Genomic DNA, 19,493 nt, shown 5'->3' with positions numbered 1-19,493 from the left:
TCGGCTTCGACGCCCGCCTCGCCACCGAACATGCCTGACCAGGCACACATGGAACAACAGGCCCAACCTAGGTATAGCGATTGCTATACTCGTTGCATGGCGGCGGGCGAGTGGGACGTGTACCTCGTCAACGAGGTGCGGCAATGGATCGAGACCCTCGAAGGCAACACCTATCGCCGGGTTGTGCATGCGATCGATCTTCTGGCGGAACACGGACCCGGGCTCGGGCGGCCACTCATCGACACCATTCACGGTTCATCGATGGCGAACTTGAAGGAACTGCGGCCTGGCAGCGTACGTATTCTCTTTGCGTTCGACCCCTGGCGATCGAGCATCCTGCTGGTTGCCGGGGACAAGTCAGGGCAGTGGAACGTGTGGTAGCGCGACGCCATCCCGCTCGCCGAACACCGCTATGAGCTCTACCTCAAGGAACGAGCACGACAGGAGGGGGAAGCATGAGCGACTACTCGCGGTGGCAGGACATCCGCGCCGAGCACGTCACGCGTGCCGGTGGAGAGGAGGCCGTCGAGGCAGGCAAGCAGGAGCTCCTTGCCGAGGTCATCGGGCACCGACTGGCGGAAGTGCGACGTGCGCGCGGGCTGACGCAGCAGCAGGTCGCGGACCGGATGGGTGTCACCAAGGGCCGAGTCTCGCAGATCGAGCAAGGCCAGATCTCCGGCCAGGAGGTCGTCGCCCGGTTCGCCGCCGCTCTGGGGGGCAAGCTCCACCAGGCCATCTACTTCGACGACGGGGACATCGCCGCCATCGCTTGATCTGCCCCGTTCAACGGTCGACACGTTGATGACCGCGCCATTCGGGCCGCCGACCAAGAAGCGGCGGAGCCCCCGCAAGCCGTCAGTAATCGGATAGACGATCTCGGCGCAAGCGGCGACACACTGGGCGTGGACGTCGAATGTTCGGCTTGATGGGCCCGACGGTCATCAGATGAAGCCAGGCCGCGCTGCGTCACTCAGGGAATCCGCGATGTGACGGCCTGCCCGCCAAAACCGGATACGTGCTGTGCTGGCACTTAAGTTCTCCTTACGTGCCTGCTGATTCACGAGGATGGTCGGTACCTTGCCCCGATGCGACACATCGGAACCGTGATCGCCGCAGCCATCGTGGGCCCGTCGGCCTGGATCCTCTTCGCCCTTGGGCAGGACCGGTCGGCGCAGGCGTTCGCAGACGCACAGAACGGCGGCGCACTGGACGGCGGTGATCTCGTCCGGCCCGCGCTCGTGCTGGCGGCGGCTGGGATCCTGCTCGGGCTCGTCGCCACACTCCGGATCTCCCCGCTGGGCGCGACGCTGACCGGATTGTTCTACTCGGCCAGTTACCTGGGCCTGCTGGTCAGCCCGGCCTCGCTGATGAAACTCCTCGACCACGAACCGACTCTGGCCGGCTACCAGGTCGATCTGGCAGCCCCCGTCCGGACCGGGACCACCCTGCTTGTGGGCTCGCTGTTGCTCGTCGCGGTCGTGAGCGTCCGCCGCTGGCAACGGTGGCCGCAACCCGAAGCCGACGGACCTGGCGCGCTGCAGCCGGACGAGATCCTCTCGCCCGCGACGCAGAAGGACCGCCCACTGGGCGTGGACGGTCTCGGCCTGGGCACGCCGAGCAGGACCCCCGAGCCGGAACTGGTACGGGCCGGCAGTTCGAGCGGGGCCGGTCGTTCGGACGGGACCGGCGCTTCGGACTGGGCTGGCTCGCTGTCGGGCGGTGCCGGGGACCGGCCCGGACGATCGTCGGACTGGCCGCGCCAGCCGTCGAGGTGAACCGGCAGATCTTGTGATGCCGCATTTTGGGGACACCGATACCGCGCGCATCGCCACCCGGCAGAAGCGGGTCAGCTTGTCCTGACCCACTTCTGCCGGCCCACGTCGCCTTGTCCCGGCGCGGGCCGCCGGTCCGGCAGGGACTCAGCTGACGCGGCGGCAGGGGTCCCCGTAGTCGGGGTCGACGTGCAGCATCGCCTTCCGGGTGTTCGGCCCGTAGACCCCGTCCGCCGAGGTGCGGGCGACCTTCTGCACCTCGATCAGCGCCTTCTGCGTGTTGCCGCCGAAGTTGCCGTCGACCGTCAGCGGGTAGACGCCGACCGCCCTGAGCGTGCCCGGGTAGCAGTCGTTCATCGTGTCCTGCAGCCGGGCCACCCCGTCACTGACGTTCCCGCGCACCATGTTGCAGTCGACCGAGTTGGTCGATGCGGCGGGCACCAGGGCTCCCTGATAGGTAACAGACTTCACGCAGGTCGGCGTCGCGGCGGACGCCGGGCCGGAGCCCACCAACTGGACCGAACCGCTGGTCACCACCAGCAGAACCGCCGCAACCGCTCGCCGAACAACACGCTTCGACATCCACACTCCTCCCCGTAATGATGCATCGATGAGCATCTCCGCGAGACAGTAGCAGGGGCTCTCCTGCTCCATCGACCGCCATGACATTCTTCCGATTCAATGCATCGGGGTGGAAACCGGTTCATCGAACCCGGTTGGTCCAACCTGCTACTGCAGGCTCCAGGCGATGCCGTCGAGGATGTCGTGCTCGGAGGCGACGACGGACGACATGCCGGCGCGCTCCATGATGACCCGGAGCACCAGGGCGCCCGCGCCGATCACGTCGGCGCGGCCGGGGTGCATCACCGGGATGGCCAGCCGCTGCGCGCTGCTCTTCGCCAGCAGGTCGGCGGTGACCTCGGCGACCTGGTCGTACGACACCCGGGCGTGGTGGATGCGCTCCGGCTCGTACGCCTGGAGCCCCTGGGCGATGGCGACGACGGTGGTGACCGACCCGGCGAGCCCGACCAGCGTGGCGGCCTCGCGCCCCGGCACCACCGCCAGCGCGCGGTCCACCGCCACGGCGATGTCGGCCTGCGCGGCCGCGATCTCGTCGAGGCTCGGCGGGTCGCCGTGCAGGTGGCGCTCGGTCATCCGGACGCAGCCGATGTCCATCGAGACGGCCGCCTCCACCCGGCCCTCGCGGGTGCCGACCACGAACTCGGTCGATCCGCCGCCGATGTCGACGACCAGGTACGGCGGCCGGGCGTCGGCGGGCAGCCCGCGCACCGCGCCGGTGAAGGAGAGCCGGGCCTCCTCGTCGCCGGTGACCACCTCGGGCGGCACGCCGAGGGTCTGCTCGACCATCGCCCGGAAGTCGGCGGCGTTGCTGGCGTCCCGGGTCGCCGAGGTGGCGCACATCCGGACCCGCTCCGCGCCGAACTTCTCGATCTCGGCCGCGTAGTCGGCGAGCGCCACCCGGGTCCGCTCGATCGCCTCCGGCGCGAGCCGGCCGGTCCGGTCGACGCCCTGGCCCAGCCGGACGATCTCCATCCGGCGGCACAGGTCCACCAGCGGCGCCTGCGGGCCGGCCTCCCGGTCGGGCAGGTCGGCGACCAGCAGTCGGATCGAGTTGGTCCCGCAGTCGATGGCGGCCACGCGCGTCGTCACGGCAGCAACCCTACGGCAGCCGGTGCCCCGACCGGTCACGCCGTCGTCACAGGCGCAGCAGCATGCGGGTGTTGCCGAGGGTGTTCGGCTTGACCCGTTCCAGGTCGAGGAACTCGGCCACGCCCTCGTCGTAGGAGCGGAGCAGTTGCTCGTAGACGGGCTGCGGCACCGGCGCGCCGTCGATCTCCTGGAAGCCGAACGAACCGAAGAACCGGGTCTCGAAGGTCAGCACGAAGATCCGGGCCACCCCCAGCTCCCGGGCGGCGTCGATCAGCTCGCCGACGATCCGGTGCCCGATCTTGCGGCCCCGGCAGGTCGGGTCGACCGCCACCGTCCGGATCTCGGCCAGGTCCTCCCACATCACGTGCAGGGCGCCGCAGCCGACCACCGTGCCGTCCGGGGTGGCCGCCACCCGGAACTCCTGCACGTCCTCGTAGAGGGTGACGGTGGCCTTGCTGAGCAGCCGCCGGTCGTCGGTGTAGGTGTCGACGAGTCGCCGGATGCCGCGTATGTCTGCGGTGCGGGCCCGGCGGACCACGATCTCGTCGGCGGCCGTCATCTCACTCCGCCGCCGGGACGTCCACGCACGGACCAGCCGACCACCACTGCTCCACCAGGGCGAGGGTCTCGTCGCCGAACGGGTTGACCCCCGGCCCGGCCGCGAGCGCGTGCCCGAGGTGGACATGCAGGCACTTCACCCGGCCGGGCATGCCGCCGGCCGAGATGCCGGCGATCTCCGGCACCTGGCCGATCGCCTCCCGGCGGGCCAGGTAGTCCTCGTGCGCGGCCCGGTAGCGGGCGGCCAACTCCGGGTCGGCGGCCAGCCGCTCGGCCATCTCCTTCATCAGCCCGGCCGACTCCAGCCGGCTGCACGCCGCCGTCGCCCGGGGGCAGGTCAGGTAGAACAGCGTCGGGAACGGGGTGCCGTCGGCCAGCCGTGGCGTCGTCTCGACCACGTCGGGCAGGCCGCACGGGCAGCGGTGGGCCACCGCCCGGGTGCCGCGGGGCGGGCGTCCGAGCTGCGCGGCCACCGCGGCCAGGTCGGCCTCGGTGGCCGGTTGCCGCTCGGCCGGGGGTACGGAATCCGCCGCCGGTTCCTGCGGTGGTACGACGCTCACGGTGTCGCCTTTCGGGGTGGTGCCTAGTTGTCCGGGCGCTCGGCGTTGGCCGCCTGCACGCTGGACCACAGGGTGTCGTACCAGGCGTCGGGCTGCTTCGGCGGCCCCGGCTTCGCGCCCGTGCCGGCGTCCCGGGCGGCCCCCTCCGGGTCGGAGAGCACCACCAGCAGGGTCTCCCCCGGCCGGCCCATGAAGAAGCGCTCCCGGGCCTGCGTCTCGATGTACGCCGGGTCCTTCCATTTGGCCGCCTCGGCGGTGAGGTCCTCGATCCGCTTCCGCTGGTCGACCTGGGACGCCTCCATCCGCTCGATGTCGGCCTGCTGGTCCAGGTAGACCCGGACCGGATAGGTGTACGCCAGGGCGAGCGCGATCAGCACCGCGAAGAGCACGGTGGCGCGCCCGGTGAAGCGCCGGGGTTGGGGTGCGGTGAGCCGCTTGACGGTGCCCCCGGCGGCCGTACGCCGGGCCGCCGCGGGACGGCTCGCGGAGCGTACGCCATCAGTGCCGCGGACGCCTCCGGACGACCGACCGGCGGCCCGCGGCTCGGCGCGGACGCCGCCCTCGCGGGCCGACGACCGGGTCCGGGCACCGCCCGGCCGGCCGATCTGACCCGGCCGACGGGCGGGACGTTGGCCACCCGGTGTGCGGCGCTGCTGCATCGTCACACCCCTCCCCCGGAGCTCTCCGCTCAGGCCGAACGGTAGCGCGGGAACGCGCCGACGCCGGCGTACCGCGCCGCGTCGGCCAGCTCCTCCTCGATCCGCAGGAGCTGGTTGTACTTGGCGACCCGGTCGGACCGGGCCGGGGCGCCGGTCTTGATCTGGCCGCAGCCGGTGGCGACCGCCAGGTCGGCGATGGTGGTGTCCTCGGTCTCGCCCGAGCGGTGGCTCATCATGCAGGCGAAGCCGGCCCGGTGGGCCAGGTTCACCGCGTCCAGGGTCTCGGTGAGCGAGCCGATCTGGTTGACCTTCACCAGCACCGCGTTGGCGGCCTTCTCGGTGATCCCCCGGGCGATCCGCTGCGGGTTGGTGACGAAGAGGTCGTCGCCGACGATCTGGATCCGGTCGCCGAGCGCCGCGGTCAGGGTGGCCCAGCCGCTCCAGTCGTCCTCGGACAGCGGGTCCTCGATGGACACGATCGGGTAGTCGCCGGCGAGCTTGGTGTAGTAGTTGCTCATCTCCTCGGCGGTCTTGCTGGCCCCCTCGAACGTGTAGGTGCCGTTGTCGAAGAACTCGGTGGCGGCCACGTCGAGGGCGAAGACGATGTCGGTGCCGAGCCGGTAGCCGGCCTTCTCCACCGCCTCGGCGATCAGGTCCAGCGCGGCGGCGTTGGTCGGCAGGTTCGGGGCGAAGCCGCCCTCGTCGCCGAGGCCGGTCGACAGGTCCTTCTTCTTCAGCACCGACTTCAGCGCGTGGTAGACCTCGGCGCCGGAGCGCAACGCGTCGCGAAAGGTGGGCGCGCCGATCGGCGCGATCATGAACTCCTGGATGTCCACATTCGAGTCGGCGTGCGCGCCGCCGTTGAGGATGTTCATCATCGGCACCGGCAGCAGGTGCGCGTTCGGCCCGCCCAGGTAGCGGAAGAGGCTCAACTCGGCGCTGCCCGCGGCGGCCTTGGCCACGGCCAGGGAAACCCCGAGGATCGCGTTCGCGCCCAGCTCGGCCTTGTTGTCGGTGCCGTCGAGGTCAAGCATCTTCTGGTCGATCAGCCGCTGCTCGCTGGCCTCGTACCCGATCAGCTCGTCGACGATCTTGTCCTCGATGTTGGTGACCGCCTTCTCGACACCCTTGCCCAGGTAGCGGTCCTTGTCACCGTCGCGCAGCTCGATCGCCTCGAACGCGCCGGTGGAGGCGCCGGACGGCACCGCGGCGCGGGCGATCGTGCCGTCGTCGAGCCCGACCTCGACCTCGACCGTCGGGTTGCCCCGCGAGTCCAGGATCTCCCGGGCGACGATTCCCTCGATGGTTGCCACTGAGTCGCTCCTCGTATGTGTGTTCCGGTCCGGTATGGGCCGCGACGGTGCGGCTGAGGCAGGTGTTGAACGCAGCGTATCGGGCCCCCGAGGTACGCACGCCGCGGCCCGGCGGGCCGCAACGCTCAGTGACGGCCCCCGCGGTCCCGCCACGACGGACATTCCCGAAATCCCGGGCGTCAACCGGCAACGGGTTTGCGAGAGGTTGCCCCGATCGACAAGGCTGGGCGCCATGCCCGCCGCCTCGACGACTCTTCGCGCGCTCGCCGCCTCGATCATCGCGTCGCTCACGGTCACCGGCTGTCAGACCTTCGACGACGCCGGGGTCGCGCTCGGGCGGGCCGACCTGGTCAACGACCTGGCCGCCCGGATGGACCGGGCCCTGGAGCAGACCTGGGCGGCCGACTACCAACTCCCGGGCGGCCGCACCGCCTCGATCGCCCAGACCGCGAAGCCGCTCCGCTCGGCGTACACCTGGCCGGACGGCAAGATCACGGTGACTCAGGAGGCGGTGACCCGCTGCGCGACCGCCGGCAGGCGTACCTCCTGCGAGGTGTCGCCCCCGGTGCTGACCGCCGGCAAGCCGTCAGTGATCGTCTACACCGAGGCCCGCCAGCACGGCCAGGTCACCCCGCCAGCGGTGATCCGGCTGCTCACCGACGCGGCCCTGGACACCCAGGCGACCATCGAGCAGAGCGACACCACCCTGGCCGGCCGCCACGCCACCTGCGTCGACGTCACCCGCGCCGGCCAGCGCTTCACCGCCTGCGTCACCACCGAGGGGGTGCTCGCCAGCTTCACCGGCGCCCTCGACGGCAAGCCGGCGGAGATCACGCTGAGCCGTTACACCGACACCGTCGAGGCGGCCAGCTTCGACGTGCCGGCCGGCGCGGGCGTGGTGGACCGCCGCCGCCCCGAGACCTCGTGACCGGGCGGCCCGAAGAAGCCGCTGCCGCGACCGGATCCCGGGTCGGAACCGAGGTGCCGGCCGGGACCGACGCCCCGGCGGCTTCCGGCGACGCGGCACCCGCCGCCGACGCGCTGACCCCCTGGGCCGGGGCGGGCGGGGGTGGATTCGTCCCGGGCGCCGACCGCGCCCGACCCCCGATGCCCGGCGACCTGGCGTTGCCGGTGGCCGGACGCCGGCTGCTGGCCGGGCCGGACGGGTTCCTCCGAATCGGTGACCTGCCCACCGGCCTCGACTGGGTGCCGGTGGGGACGCTGGACGGCGTGCCGGCCTGGGCGGCCGAGGTGGCCGACGCCGAGGCACTGCCCGGCCGCTGGCGCGGCTGGCGGGGCATCGCCGCCGAACTGCCGGAACCGCTGGCCACCCTGGCCGGGCGGGCCCTCGCCGTGATCACCTGGCGGCGTACGCACCGGTGGTGCGGGGCGTGCCGGACGGAACTGGCCGACCTGCCGGGCGAGACCGCCCGCCGCTGCCCCGGCTGCGACCTGACGGTGTTCGTGCCGCTCTCCGTCGCGGTGCTCGTGGCGATCACCCGTCCCGGGCGGGCCGGCGGCCCCGACGAGCTGCTGCTGGTGCGGCACGCGTACGGGCCGACGGAGCTGTGGGCGCTGGTGGCCGGCTTCGTGGAGGCGGGCGAGTCGCTGGAGGCGGCCGTGCACCGGGAGGTCGGCGAGGAGGTCGGGCTCAGCATCGGGCGACCGTCCTACGTCGACAGCCAGCCCTGGGCGATGTCCGGGCCGGGCACCCTGCTCGCCGGCTTCACCGCCCCGGTGACCGACCCGGACGCCGAGCCGGTGGTCGACGCGAAGGAGCTGGTCGAGGCCCGCTGGTTCCCGGTGGACGCGCTGCCGGCGGAGCTGCCGCCGGCGTACTCCCTCTCGCGCTGGCTGATCGACGCGGCCGCCGCCCACCCCCGGCCCTGAACCCGCGCGCCCGGCCGGTCAGATCCCCAGCAGGGTACGCAGGTGCCGCGGTGGCGGGCAGTCGTGCGCGAGCATCGCGTCGTGCCACTCGCGGACCGACACCCCCTCCGGGCGGGAGCGGGCGATGTCGGCCAGCTCGCTGTAGCCGACGAAGTAGGTCGAGAGCTGGGTGGAGGTGAGCAGCGCCCGCCGCCACTTGCCGGCCGCCTCGCCCTCCTCCTGGAAGCCGCGCCCGGTCATCAGCGCCATCGCCTCCGCCTCGGGCAGGTCGTCGCAGTGCACGAGCTGGTCGAGCAGCGCGTTGATGGTCATCCGGAGCTGCATCTTGAGCTGCTGGAGGCGGACCGGCAGCCCACCGAACCCCAGGCCGGTCATCAGCTCCTCGGTGTAGACCGCCCAGCCCTCGACGAACACCCCCGACTCGGTGAGCGGCCGGACGCGGGTCGGACCGGCGTAGCGGCGGGCGTGGGCGAGCTGGAGGAAGTGCCCGGGCATCGCCTCGTGCACGGTCAGGTTGCGGATCATGTGGTCGTTGTATTCGCGGTAGAACGACTCGACCCGCTGCGCCGACCAGTCCGCCGGGGTGGGCGCGATGCAGTAGAACGTCGGCACGTTCGCCGTCTCCAGCGGGCCCGGCGAGTCGCAGTAGGCCACCGCCACGCCCCGGGCGAACTCCGGCATCTCCTGGATCACACACGGGTCGTTGACCAGGGTGACCAGGTCGTGCGCGCGGACGAAGTCGGTCGCCTCGTCCAGCGTGACCGAGGCCAGGTCCACGATGGTGGCGTCGTCGGGGTGCTCGGCGGCGAGCAGGTCCAGGGCCCGGCGTACCGTCTCGTCGTCGGCCGGGCCACCGACCAGCTCGACGGCCGCCTCGCGGATCTCCGCGGTGACCCGGTCCAGGTTGTCCCAGGCGCGGCGCTGCACCTCGGCGGCGCTCAGCTCGGTGTCGAGGGTGTGCCAGAGCCGGGCCTCCCAGCGCCGCCGGCCCAGCCGCGGGTCCCGACCCGGGCCCGCGTCGGCGGCGAGGCCCATCCGCAGCCAGGCCACGAACTCCTCCAGCGCGGCGATCGCCGCGGTGGCCGCCGGCTCCACCCGGCCGTACATCGCCGGGGCCTCGGCCAGCAACCCCGGCAGCTCGTCGCGGATCAGCGCCGCCGTGCCGGTGAACTGACCGACCGCCGTCTCGGCGTGGATCCGCGGCATGTCGCGCAGCGTCGCGCGCGCGGTGGCCAGGGCGTCGGGTACGGCCGCGAGCCGCCCGGCCAGCGAGGTCAGCCGCTCCTCGGCGGAGGCGAACGGGCGGGCCAGCAGGGCGTGCAGCAGCGGACCCGGGTTGTGCCGCAGCGGGTCCCACTCGTACGCGCGGATCTCTGTCGCCTCGAACAGCTCCCGGTCGACCAGGCTGCTGAGCAGCGCGTGGTCGACCCGCTCCTCGACGTCCAGCGAGTCCGGGTCCAGCTCGGAGAGCGCGTCGGCCGCGTCGCGGAGCATCGCCTGGTCGGCGGCTCGGGCGTCGGCGGAGAGGTCGGGCAGCCGGTCGTCGTAGCGGTGGTCACCGGCCGACGTGGCCAGCCCCGGCCGGCTCTCCAGCAACGCCTCGACGATCCGCTCCGCCAGCGGCACAAACGCTTCCATACCGACGACCCTACCGATGTCCGCCGACGTTCTCGTTGATCAAGAGGTTTGCGTCTGTCGGAGCGCTCGCTCCGACGCAAACCTCTTGATCAACTCGACTCGGGCTGGGCGGACTCGGCGGCGCGGACGGCGTCGGCGTACGCCAGGGTGGTGCGGCGGAGAGCGGCCTCGGGGTCGATGGCCGCCTGTCTCGCGGCGGCGACCGTGGCCAGGAGGCTGGCGCCGAGGCGCGCCTCGGGGTCCACCTGGGACTCGGCGAGCGGCGGAGGCACGGCGAGACCGATCCGGCCGGCCCGGTCCAGGATCTTCGCGGCCAGGGCGAGCGCCGGCTGGCTCAGCGCGATGCCGTCCAGCACCGACGCGCGCGCCTTCTCGGCCCGCTTGATCCGTTCCCAGGCCGCCTCGATCTCCTCGATCGAGCCGGCCTGCTCGCCGGAGAAGACGTGCGGGTTGCGCCGGACCATCTTGTCGACCAGGCCGCCGGCCACCTCGTCGACCGTCCAGCGCTTCCCCTCCGGCAGCTCCTCGGCGAGCCGGGCGTGCAGCAGCACCTGCAGCAGCACGTCGCCCAACTCCTCGCGGAGCGCGTCGGTGTCGTCGGCGCTGATCGCGTCGTACGCCTCGTAGCACTCCTCGAGCAGGAAGCCGGCGAGGCTGCGGTGGGTCTGCGCCCGCTTCCACGGGTCACCGCCCGGGGAGGCGAGCCGGTCCATCACCTCGACCGCGTCGAGCAGCCGGGCGCCCGGCGGATCCCAGGACCCGTACATCAGCTCCAGCTCGGCCAGGCCCGGCTCCCGGGCCAGCCGCAGCCCCAGCTCCCGGGCCAGCGCCTCGTCGCCGGTCGGCCCGGCAAGCCAGACCGCGGTGCCGTGCTCCGCCACCGCCTCGAGCAGAGCCTGGGTGGCGCCCTCGGTCACGACCGTGACCTCGGCGCCCGCCGCCCCGACCGCCCTGGTCAGCTCGCTCTCCACGCCGGCCAGCACCGGCGCGGAGCGTACGACGTCCCAGGCGGACGCGGTCAGCAGACCGGCCGGCAGCCGGGGCGAGGTGACCAGCAGGACGATCCGGGCGGGCATGCTCAGGGTGCGACCGTGCCGGTCGACTCGGTGACCGCCGGCTCGGGCTTGGAGACGTCGGTCACCGAGTCGGAACCGGGCTCGCCCAGCGGCACGCTCACCGCGGCCTGCCCGGCGGCGAAGCTGAGCAGCGGGATCTCCAGCGGGCGGTACCGGGGGCTGACACTGACCTCGTACCCGGTGATCGCGTCGGCCAGCACCTTCTTGCTGCCCAGCGCCCCGCGCAGCTGGTCGCCGTCGAGCTGGGCGGCGGCCTGCTGGACCGTCACCTCGGCCGGGATCACCCCGGCCGCCTTGCCGGCGGCGACCACCTCGGCGAGGTCCTGCTCGGTCGGCGCGACCGGTTCGGGGACGGGCAGGCTGTTCATGCAGTTGGTCAGGTCGGCCACGCGCTCGGCGTACGCGGTGTCGGCGGGGACGCCGAGCTGCGGGGCGATCTGGCTCGCGGTGACCGGCTGCTGCGGCGGCTGGTAGCCCTTGTCGTCGGCGAGCCGCTGGCACACGTCGAGCAGCACCAGGTTGCTGACCACCTGGGTGCGGGACGGCATCCGCACCTCGGCCGGCGCGGCCTGCTCCGGGCCGGCGCTCGGCTCCGCGCTCGGCGTGGGCGCCTCGGCCCGCAACTCGTCGAGCAGGCGGGTCACCGCATCCTCGGTAATGCGGTGGTCACCGACGTAGGCGGCGACTCCCGGCTCGGAACGGCAACCGGCGAGGGCGACGAGACCCACCGCCACACTGGCGGCGGCGACAAGACGGCGAGCACGCATGACGGCCACTCTCTCATGCCCGCCACGCAGCTGTGACGCCGCCCACCCCGCCGGGGCTCACCGCGCCGCCGCTCCGACCGGCTGTCCCCCGCCCGCCGCGCTCACCGGGCCGCCGCTGCGGCCGGCTGCGCCGCGACCGGCTCGCCCAGCACGTCCCTGAGAAGCTGAGCGCACCACTCCAGCAGCGCCTGGTCGCGCAGCGGCTCGCCGCCGACCCGGCGGGTGCTCGGCCGGGGCACGCTGACCTGGTCGAGCGCCTGCTTGTAGACCGAATCCGGGTGGTAGCGCTTGAGCCGCAGCTGCTTCGAGTCGGGCAGCGGCAGTGGGCTGAACCGGATGTGCTTGCCCTGCATCGAGACGTCGGCCAGGCCGTACTGCCGGGCCAGCAGCCGGAACCGGGCCACCGCGACCAGGTTCTGCACCGGCGCGGGCGGCTCGCCGTAGCGGTCGGTCATCTCGGCAACCACCTCGCGCAGCCGCTCCTCGTCGCGGGCCTCGGCGAGCTTGCGGTACATCTCCAGGCGCAGCCGCTCCACCCCGACGTAGTCGTGCGGCAGGTGCGCGTCGACCGGCAGGTCCACCTTGACCTCGGTCTCCTCCTCCGCGTGCTCGCCCTTGAAGGCGGAGACCGCCTCGCCGACCATCCGGACGTACAGGTCGAAGCCGACGCCCTCGATGTGGCCGGACTGCTCGCCGCCGAGCAGGTTGCCGGCGCCCCGGATCTCCAGGTCCTTCATCGCCACGTACATGCCGGCGCCCAGCTCGGTGTGCTGGGCGATGGTGGCCAGCCGCTCGTGCGCGTTCTCGGTCAGCGGCCGGTCCGCGGGGTAGAGGAAGTACGCGTACGCCCGTTCCCGACCGCGGCCGACCCGGCCCCGGATCTGGTGCAGCTGGGCCAGGCCGAGCAGGTCGGCACGCTCCACGATCAGCGTGTTGGCGTTCGGGATGTCGATGCCGGACTCCACGATCGTGGTGCAGACCAGGACGTCGAACTCCTTCTCCCAGAAGCCGACCATCACCTTCTCGAGCGCTTCCTCGCTCATCTGCCCGTGCGCCACCGCGACCCGGGCCTCGGGCACCAGCTCGCGGATCCGGCGGGCCGCCCGCTCGATCGACTCGACCCGGTTGTGCAGGTAGAACACCTGACCGTCGCGGAGCAGCTCGCGGTGCACAGCGGCGGCCACCTGCCGCTCGTCGTACGCCCCGACGGCGGTGAGCACCGGGTGCCGCTCCTCCGGTGGGGTGGCGATGGTGGACATCTCCCGGATGCCGGTGATCGCCATCTCCAGCGTGCGCGGGATCGGGGTGGCCGACATGGCCAGCACGTCGACCGAGGCGCGCAGGGTCTTCAGGTGCTCCTTGTGCTCGACGCCGAAGCGCTGCTCCTCGTCGATGATGACCAGGCCGAGCTGCTTGAACCGGGTGGCCGCCTGGAGCAGCCGGTGGGTGCCGATGACGATGTCGGCGGTGCCGTCGGCAACCATCGCCAGGGTCTGCTCGGCCTCCTTCGGCGTCTGGAACCGGGACAGCTGCCGGATGGTGATCGGGAACTGGCTCATCCGCTCGGCGAACGTGTTGTAGTGCTGCTGCACGAGCAGGGTGGTGGGCACCAGCACGGCCACCTGCTTGCCGTCCTGCACCGCCTTGAACGCCGCGCGGACCGCGATCTCGGTCTTGCCGTACCCGACGTCGCCGCAGATCAGGCGGTCCATCGGGACCGTCTGCTCCATGTCCCGCTTGACCTCCTCGATCGCCGCGAGCTGGTCCGGCGTCTCCTGCCAGGGGAAGGCGTCCTCCAGTTCCCGCTGCCACGGGGTGTCGGTGCCGAACGCGTGCCCCTTGGACGCCTTGCGGGCGGCGTAGAGCTGGATGAGCTGGGCGGCGATCTCGCGGACCGCCTTGCGGGCGCGCGCCTTCGACTTCTGCCAGTCCGAGCCGCCCATCTTGTGCAGGGTGGGCTGCTCGCCGCCGACGTACCGGGAGAGCTGGTCGAGCTGGTCGGTGGGGACGAAGAGCCGGTCGCCCGGCTGGCCCCGCTTGCTCGGGGCGTACTCGATGACCAGGTATTCCCGGGAGGCGCCGTTGACCGTGCGCTGCACCAGCTCCACGTACCGGCCGATGCCGTGCTGCTCGTGCACCACGTGGTCGCCGGCCTTGAGCTCCAGCGGGTCGATCGTGTTGCGCCGTCGGCTGGGCAGTTTGCGCATGTCCCGGGTGGAGGCGCCCCGGCCGCCGGTCACGTCGTTGCCGGTGAGCAGCACGAACCGGGACGCCTCGTCGACGAAGCCGGCGGTCAGGCAGCCGCAGGAGACCAGCACCTCACCGGGAGCGGGCGCGGCGGGCACCTCCTCGGTGAGCCGGGCGCCGAGCCCGGCGTCGCGGAGCACCTCGACGGCCCGCTGGGCGGGGCCGTGCCCCTCGAAGACCAGCGCGATCGACCAGCCTTCGCCGGCCCAGCGCTTGAGGTCGTCGACCACCCGGGCGGTCTCGCCGTGGTAGAGCGGCGCCGGCTGGGCGGCCAGGATCACCGCGATCGCGTCGTCGGGAGTCACGTCGACCTCGGTGGGCTCGTCCTCCCAGGGCTGCCGGGCTGGCGCGGCCTCCGCCTCCACCAGCCCGAACGGCGCGAGGGTCCACCAGGGCTGGCGCAGGGCGCGGGCGGCCGTGCGTACGTCGGCCAGGGTCCGGAAGGCGGCGGCGCCGAGGTCGACCGGGGCCTGCCCCCCGACGGCGGCCGCGGCCCAGCTCGCCTGGAGGAACTCATCGGAGGTACGCACCAGGTCGTGCGCCCGGGTGCGGATCCGCTCCGGGTCGCAGAGCAGCACGTGGGTGCCGGCCGGCATGCAGTCCAGCAGCAGCTCCATCGAGCCGGCGCCGATCAGCGCCGGGGCGAGCGACTCCATCCCCTCGACCGGGATGCCCTCGGCCAGCTTGTCGAGGATCTCGGCCAGCTCGGGGTGCTCCTCGGCCAGCGCGGCGGCCCGCCGGCGCACCGCCGGGGTGAGCAGCAGCTCCCGGCACGGCGGCGCCCAGAGCTGCGGGACCTGCTCGATGGTCCGCTGGTCGGCGACCGCGAAGGTGCGAATCTCCTCGACCTCGTCGCCCCAGAACTCGACCCGGGACGGGTGCTCGCCGGTGGGCGGGAAGACGTCCAGAATGCCGCCCCGGACGGCGAACTCGCCCCGCTTGGTCACCAGGTCGACCCGGGCGTACGCCATGTCGGTGAGCCGGCGGGCGACCTCCTCCAGGTCCGCCTCGTCACCGGCGGTCAGCTGCACCGGCTCCAGGTCGCCGAGCCCCTTGAGCTGCGGCTGCAGCAGCGACCGGACGGGCGCCACCACCACCCGCAGCGGGCCCGTCCGCCCGTGCGCGTCGGCCGACTCGGGGTGCGCCAGCCGGCGCAGCACGGCCAACCGCCGCCCGACAGTGTCGGAGCGGGGCGAGAGCCGCTCGTGTGGCAGCGTCTCCCAGGACGGGAAGATCGCCACCTGCTCCGGCGGCAGCAGGCTGCCCAGCGCGGACGCCAGGTCCTCGGCCTCCCGCGTGGTGGCGGTGACGGCGAGCACCGGCCGCCCGGCGCCGCCCACCGGCTCGTCCGCGGCGACGGCCGCCACCGCGAACGGACGCAGCGCGGCCGGGGCGGTGAGGTCGAGGCCGTCGACCTGCGCGGCACCGGAGCGCGCCAGGTCACGCGCCCGGGCCAGCCCCGGGTCGGCCAGGGCGGCGGAGAAGAGTCCGGTGAGCATCTGTGATCACTTCCAGGAGGTCGACGCACGACGACGACCCCGCGTCCAGCCGGACGGGGGGTGCACCGTTCGAGACTATCCCCCTCCCCGGACATTCCGGGCCCCAGCCGTCCCCGCACCCCGCCCGCGCCCGCGCCCGCGTCCCAAGGTCCCACGCCCACCCGCCCCGCCCAAGGTCCGCGTCCCGGGCACGCGCACCCCCGCACCACGCAGCCCAAGATCCGCACGCCCACCCGGCCCCGCTCAAGATCTGCGCCCCGGGGCCCGCGCACCCCCGCACCGCGGAGCCCAAGATCCGCACTAGTTCCCGGAAATAGGGGCGCTCCCGTGGCGGGGGCGGTGCTGGCGGGTGCCCGGGAAGGATCTTGACCACGGGCAGGATGGCGTGGTGCGGTGGCGGCATGGCAGCTGAGTACCGGGCGATCTTCGACGCGGAGGTCGTCTTCGCCAACGGCGGCGGGTTGCGGACCGAGGGGTTCCGGTTGGACGTCCCCGGCCCGGAGATAGACGACGCGACGCTGGGCTCGCTCCTCGTCCGGCACCTCGGCCTGCTCATGGTGGGCGAGGTGCGGATCACCAACAGGACGGTGGTCGAGGAACCGCACAAGGGCGGCCGGGCGGTCGCCGTTCCGGCCGGCGACGGCAGCCGGCGACTTGTCGAGCTGAGCCACGTGATCACCGACGGGATGATCACCCTGCCCGGCTGGCCGGCACCGCAGATCACCGACTGGCTCACCCGGGAGGCGTCCCGGGCGAACTACGCCCCGGGCGTCGAGTTCCACGTCGCCCGGATCGACATGATCGCCAACACCGGCACCTACCTCGACACGCCCGCCCACCGTTGGGCGGACGGGGCCGACCTGGCCGGAACCCCGCTCGACCGCCTCGCCGACCTGCCCGGGATCGTGGTCCGGGTACCGCCCGGCACCCGGTCCGTGGACCGGCTGATGCTGGCCCCGTACGACGTGGCGGGGCGGGCGGTGCTGCTGCACACCGGATGGGACACGCACTTCGGCACCGACCGCTACGCCGGCCCCGACGCGCCCTACCTGACCCGGGACGGTGCCGACTGGCTGGTCGACGCGGGCGCGACCCTGGTCGGCATCGACTCGATCAACATCGACGACATGACCCCGGCGGCGGCCGGCGAGCGCCCCGCGCACAGCGCCCTGCTCGCCGCCGGCATCCCGATCGTGGAGCACCTGACCGGCCTGGCGGCCCTGCCTCCGGAGGGGTTCCGGTTCACCGCCACGCCGCCGCGGGTGGCCGGCATGGGCACCTTCCCGGTCCGCGCCTTCGCCATCGTCGACGCCTGACCTCGCCCGCGTCCGCGGGCCGAGTCAAGATCCACACGAGATCGCCCACGTGGCGGTATCCACCGCACACGGATACCGCCACGTCGCCGACATGGAGTGGATTTCGCCAGCGTGAAGGCTAGGCGACCCGGGACGCGGTCGGAACGAGCCGGCGGAGCAGGCGTCCGGAGAGATGGGCCAGCGCCCGGGACTGAGCCAGGTCGATCGGCCAGCGTTCGACCTCAGAACCTGCGGAGAGTTCAAGCAACAGCCCGCCAGACGGTGTGGGGCCGACCTCCATTCGCCAGAGGCCGAGTCGCATCTGGATCACTTCGTCGCCGCGGACCGCCGTGCCGACGAGGCGAGACAGGTGTAGGTCGTTACCGCCAGCACAGTCAGGGCCGCGCAGGCACCAAGGCGGATGGACGGAGTTCGGTAGGTTACTCACGGGCCGGGGTCCTTCCCGGTCAAGGCCCGGGGAGCGGAGTGCCACCTCCACCCCGGGCCGCCCTACATGTGATGCCCACCCGGTTGCGAGCCAGGGCAAGCGAGCCGAGTCTATAGCTGCTAATCGACATTGTCGACAGTGTCGACGTTATAGACGCTGTCGATTTCTGGTGATCTACTTGGCCTTGCGAGCCAGGGAGACACCGTGAGCACACCCAAGTACGAGCAGGTGGCGTCCGCCATCCGCGATCAGATCCGCACCGGCAAACTCAAATCCGGCGATCAGCTACCCACGACCCAAGGGCTGATCGAGATGTACGGCGTCTCCTACGGCTCGGTCCGGACCGCGCTGCTCATCCTCAAAGCGGAGGGGCTGATCGAAGGCCGGCAGGGTGAGGGCGTCTTCGTCCGCCATCCGGCCTCTCGGTAGCCCGGATCAGCGACCCAGTCCACCGGGGCCAATCACGCTCAGCCCTGCCTGCCGCGCCAACCACTCCGCGCGCTCCAACTCTCGGTGGCGGACGTGCACGAAGACGCTGTGCCCCGCGGACGGCTCGGTGGCCCAGATATCTGAGGCGTTGAAGACCAACTGCACGTGCGCGTACTTGAACTCCCGACCTAGGCCGAGGCTGGGCACCTCCGGCCAGCATCCGGGCTGCCACAGCACGTACCCCTGGTCAACCCTGATGGTCTCTTCAAACCGCCCCTCCATGGGGCCCAGCCCGCGCGCCTCCACTGTGACATCGACCGGTGGTCGGCAGGATCTTGCGGGCCAGTCTCCCGCTGGCTGGACTGGTCCACGAACATGAAGTCCTCGCCGTCGGCGTCCAGCAGGTGGTCGTACGCGTCGAGGTCGCGCGGCAGACCCGAGTGCCGCCCAGTTCGCGCCCATATCTCCACCTCGGTGCTCGGCAGGTCGACGAGGTCCAGCAGCCGCCCGACGCTGTCCAGCGCCCGTCCCACGTCACCGGTTCGCAGGACGGGATACGCCCAGGAGTTGCCCATCAGTAGCGCACCGAGATGCGGTGCTCGACCGCGTCGATCCGGACCTCCCCGCCGTACGGGATGATCAGCTGCGGATCGGTGTGCCCGAGATCGACGTCGAAGACCACCACCGGATCCTCGGCGTAGTCCGCCAGCGCCCGGGTAATCGCCTCCCGCTGCGCCTCGCCCCACTCCCGCCGCTGCTCCACCGTGTGCGGCTTGTCGAACTCCCACGCCTTGGCGCGGCCCACCAGCACCGCCGGGAAGCCTGCGAGCAGCCCCCGCTCGCCCATGTTGCGCAGGATCCGGAACACCTCGGTGGCCGAGGGCAACTCCTCCGACGTCTCGATGATCAGCACCTCACCCGCGTGGTCCGCCACCGCACCGACCCGGTCGATGGCCAGCAGCCAGTGCAGGATCTCCAGGTTGCCGCCCCAGGTGCGGCCCTGCACGACGGTCGCCGGCCCTTGCCAGCGCCACCCGGCGCCGGGGAACATCACCGGCTCGTACGCCAGGGTGGACGGGTCCCGCCAGTCGTTCGGCTGGTCGCCCCACTCGGCGGCCGGGATCAGCTCGTACCAGCCGGAGGTGAACAGGGCGGCGCGCAGCGAGTCGAAGGTCAGCGGGTGCGGCTTGCCCGGCCGGCCGAGGTGCACCAGGACGGATCCGCCGTGGTAGGCCACCATCCCCAGCCGGTAGAGGTGGTTGAGGACGTTGGTGTTGTCCGAGTAGCCGTAGTACGGCTTCGGGTTGGCCCGCAGCACCGCGTCGTCCAGGTGGGGCGTGACGGTGATCAGATCGTCCCCGCCGACGGTGGCGAGCACGGCGGTGATCGTCGGGTCGGCGAAGGCGGCGGTCAGGTCCCGCGCCCGGTCTCGCGGGTCGGCGCCCAGCTGCCGGGTCGTCGGATACTCCACCGGCTCCAGCCCGAACTCCTCGCGCAGCCGGCGCAGCCCCAGCTCGTACACGTGGGGGAAGAGGCCCGGCAGCCCGGCGGACGGGGAGACCACGGCGACCCGGTCGCCCGGCTTCGGCTTGGCGGGGTATCGCAACGACGTCATGCCCCCGACGCTATCGGCCGGGGCCAGCGGGTTGTCCGGGCGTCCGTCCGGCCGGC

The 19,493-nt window shown here is 72.4% G+C and carries 18 protein-coding genes and 1 pseudogene; 7 read left to right on the top strand and 12 right to left on the bottom strand.

Features of this window, described 5'->3' with window-relative positions:
• Positions 1-96: 96 nt before the first annotated feature.
• The 3 genes and pseudogenes from ABZ783_RS14910 (at position 97) to ABZ783_RS14900 (ending at position 1,775) form a co-directional block, all read left to right on the top strand.
• Positions 97-459: pseudogene (locus ABZ783_RS14910) on the top strand (type II toxin-antitoxin system RelE/ParE family toxin).
• A complete protein-coding gene (locus tag ABZ783_RS14905; protein ID WP_357437842.1) occupies positions 456-773 on the top strand; it encodes a helix-turn-helix transcriptional regulator in 318 nt (105 codons plus the stop codon). Before ABZ783_RS14910 ends, ABZ783_RS14905 begins: the two are co-directional and overlap by 4 nt.
• A gap of 312 nt (positions 774-1,085) precedes the next feature.
• Positions 1,086-1,775: a hypothetical protein gene (locus ABZ783_RS14900; protein ID WP_357437839.1), complete on the top strand. Its 690-nt coding sequence runs from the start codon at positions 1,086-1,088 to the stop codon at positions 1,773-1,775.
• A 144-nt stretch (positions 1,776-1,919) separates the two neighbouring features.
• On the opposite strand, the gene ABZ783_RS14895 is transcribed toward ABZ783_RS14900, so the two are convergent.
• The 6 genes from ABZ783_RS14895 to eno all read right to left on the bottom strand — a co-directional run bounded on the left by ABZ783_RS14895 (position 1,920) and on the right by eno (position 6,533).
• Complete coding sequence (locus ABZ783_RS14895; protein ID WP_357437837.1) at positions 1,920-2,354, bottom strand: peptidoglycan-binding domain-containing protein; 435 nt, start codon at positions 2,352-2,354, stop codon at positions 1,920-1,922.
• Between the two features lie 147 nt (positions 2,355-2,501).
• Complete coding sequence (locus ABZ783_RS14890) at positions 2,502-3,431, bottom strand: Ppx/GppA phosphatase family protein (RefSeq protein ID WP_357437912.1); 930 nt, start codon at positions 3,429-3,431, stop codon at positions 2,502-2,504.
• Between the two features lie 58 nt (positions 3,432-3,489).
• Complete coding sequence (locus ABZ783_RS14885) at positions 3,490-4,002, bottom strand: amino-acid N-acetyltransferase (protein ID WP_357437834.1); 513 nt, start codon at positions 4,000-4,002, stop codon at positions 3,490-3,492.
• A 1-nt stretch (position 4,003) separates the two neighbouring features.
• Positions 4,004-4,561, bottom strand: coding sequence for a DUF501 domain-containing protein (locus tag ABZ783_RS14880; RefSeq protein ID WP_357437833.1), 558 nt, complete (start codon positions 4,559-4,561; stop codon positions 4,004-4,006).
• Between the two features lie 23 nt (positions 4,562-4,584).
• Positions 4,585-5,220 (bottom strand): septum formation initiator family protein, encoded by a 636-nt coding sequence (locus tag ABZ783_RS14875; protein WP_357437830.1) that lies wholly within the window; start codon positions 5,218-5,220, stop codon positions 4,585-4,587.
• A 29-nt stretch (positions 5,221-5,249) separates the two neighbouring features.
• Entirely contained in the window at positions 5,250-6,533 is a 1,284-nt protein-coding gene (gene eno, locus ABZ783_RS14870) for a phosphopyruvate hydratase (RefSeq protein WP_357437828.1), read from the bottom strand.
• A gap of 232 nt (positions 6,534-6,765) precedes the next feature.
• Here eno and ABZ783_RS14865 point away from each other — a divergent pair, with 232 nt between their 5' ends.
• Positions 6,766-7,461, top strand: a complete 696-nt coding sequence (locus ABZ783_RS14865; RefSeq protein ID WP_357437825.1) for a hypothetical protein — start codon at positions 6,766-6,768, stop codon at positions 7,459-7,461.
• A 53-nt stretch (positions 7,462-7,514) separates the two neighbouring features.
• Positions 7,515-8,423: an NUDIX domain-containing protein gene (locus ABZ783_RS14860; RefSeq protein ID WP_357437823.1), complete on the top strand. Its 909-nt coding sequence runs from the start codon at positions 7,515-7,517 to the stop codon at positions 8,421-8,423.
• Between the two features lie 18 nt (positions 8,424-8,441).
• Here ABZ783_RS14860 and ABZ783_RS14855 read toward each other — a convergent pair whose 3' ends face one another.
• From ABZ783_RS14855 to mfd, 4 genes are all read right to left on the bottom strand, one after another.
• Positions 8,442-10,061 (bottom strand): DUF885 domain-containing protein, encoded by a 1,620-nt coding sequence (locus tag ABZ783_RS14855; protein ID WP_357437820.1) that lies wholly within the window; start codon positions 10,059-10,061, stop codon positions 8,442-8,444.
• 89 nt (positions 10,062-10,150) lie between these two features.
• Positions 10,151-11,137, bottom strand: a complete 987-nt coding sequence (locus tag ABZ783_RS14850; protein WP_357437817.1) for a nucleoside triphosphate pyrophosphohydrolase — start codon at positions 11,135-11,137, stop codon at positions 10,151-10,153.
• A 2-nt stretch (positions 11,138-11,139) separates the two neighbouring features.
• Positions 11,140-11,904: a hypothetical protein gene (locus tag ABZ783_RS14845; RefSeq protein ID WP_357437816.1), complete on the bottom strand. Its 765-nt coding sequence runs from the start codon at positions 11,902-11,904 to the stop codon at positions 11,140-11,142.
• A 101-nt stretch (positions 11,905-12,005) separates the two neighbouring features.
• Positions 12,006-15,650 carry a transcription-repair coupling factor gene (gene mfd / locus ABZ783_RS14840; protein ID WP_357437813.1) on the bottom strand — a complete coding sequence of 1,215 codons (3,645 nt, stop codon included), beginning with the start codon at positions 15,648-15,650 and terminating at the stop codon, positions 12,006-12,008.
• Between the two features lie 401 nt (positions 15,651-16,051).
• Here mfd and ABZ783_RS14835 point away from each other — a divergent pair, with 401 nt between their 5' ends.
• Positions 16,052-16,966 carry a cyclase family protein gene (locus ABZ783_RS14835; protein ID WP_357437809.1) on the top strand — a complete coding sequence of 305 codons (915 nt, stop codon included), beginning with the start codon at positions 16,052-16,054 and terminating at the stop codon, positions 16,964-16,966.
• A 631-nt stretch (positions 16,967-17,597) separates the two neighbouring features.
• Positions 17,598-17,822 (top strand): winged helix-turn-helix domain-containing protein, encoded by a 225-nt coding sequence (locus tag ABZ783_RS14830; RefSeq protein ID WP_357437807.1) that lies wholly within the window; start codon positions 17,598-17,600, stop codon positions 17,820-17,822.
• Positions 17,823-17,828: 6 nt separating this feature from the next.
• On the opposite strand, the gene ABZ783_RS14825 is transcribed toward ABZ783_RS14830, so the two are convergent.
• Positions 17,829-18,104 (bottom strand): hypothetical protein, encoded by a 276-nt coding sequence (locus tag ABZ783_RS14825; RefSeq protein ID WP_357437804.1) that lies wholly within the window; start codon positions 18,102-18,104, stop codon positions 17,829-17,831.
• 292 nt (positions 18,105-18,396) lie between these two features.
• A complete protein-coding gene (locus tag ABZ783_RS14820) occupies positions 18,397-19,437 on the bottom strand; it encodes a S66 peptidase family protein (RefSeq protein WP_357437801.1) in 1,041 nt (346 codons plus the stop codon).
• Between the last annotated feature and the right edge of the window lie 56 nt (positions 19,438-19,493).

The organism is Micromonospora sp. NPDC047738 (assembly GCF_040642675.1).
Classification (GTDB): Bacteria; Actinomycetota; Actinomycetes; order Mycobacteriales; family Micromonosporaceae; genus Micromonospora.
Note: the sequence above shows the minus strand (reverse complement) of the source record. Positions and strands in the feature narration are given on the sequence as shown.

Bases quoted from the DNA above. Each gene is read 5' to 3' on its own strand.
- ABZ783_RS14885 (WP_357437834.1), bottom strand. From the start codon at position 4,002: ATGACGGCCGCCGACGAGATCGTGGTCCGCCGGGCCCGCACCGCAGAC.
- ABZ783_RS14865 (WP_357437825.1), top strand. From the start codon at position 6,766: ATGCCCGCCGCCTCGACGACTCTTCGCGCGCTCGCCGCCTCGATCATC.
- mfd (WP_357437813.1), bottom strand. From the start codon at position 15,650: ATGCTCACCGGACTCTTCTCCGCCGCCCTGGCCGACCCGGGGCTGGCC.
- ABZ783_RS14850 (WP_357437817.1), bottom strand. From the start codon at position 11,137: ATGCCCGCCCGGATCGTCCTGCTGGTCACCTCGCCCCGGCTGCCGGCC.
- ABZ783_RS14825 (WP_357437804.1), bottom strand. From the start codon at position 18,104: ATGGAGGGGCGGTTTGAAGAGACCATCAGGGTTGACCAGGGGTACGTG.
- ABZ783_RS14875 (WP_357437830.1), bottom strand. From the start codon at position 5,220: ATGCAGCAGCGCCGCACACCGGGTGGCCAACGTCCCGCCCGTCGGCCG.
- ABZ783_RS14905 (WP_357437842.1), top strand. From the start codon at position 456: ATGAGCGACTACTCGCGGTGGCAGGACATCCGCGCCGAGCACGTCACG.
- ABZ783_RS14855 (WP_357437820.1), bottom strand. From the start codon at position 10,061: ATGGAAGCGTTTGTGCCGCTGGCGGAGCGGATCGTCGAGGCGTTGCTG.
- ABZ783_RS14900 (WP_357437839.1), top strand. From the start codon at position 1,086: ATGCGACACATCGGAACCGTGATCGCCGCAGCCATCGTGGGCCCGTCG.
- ABZ783_RS14895 (WP_357437837.1), bottom strand. From the start codon at position 2,354: ATGTCGAAGCGTGTTGTTCGGCGAGCGGTTGCGGCGGTTCTGCTGGTG.
- ABZ783_RS14820 (WP_357437801.1), bottom strand. From the start codon at position 19,437: ATGACGTCGTTGCGATACCCCGCCAAGCCGAAGCCGGGCGACCGGGTC.
- ABZ783_RS14845 (WP_357437816.1), bottom strand. From the start codon at position 11,904: ATGCGTGCTCGCCGTCTTGTCGCCGCCGCCAGTGTGGCGGTGGGTCTC.
- ABZ783_RS14835 (WP_357437809.1), top strand. From the start codon at position 16,052: ATGGCAGCTGAGTACCGGGCGATCTTCGACGCGGAGGTCGTCTTCGCC.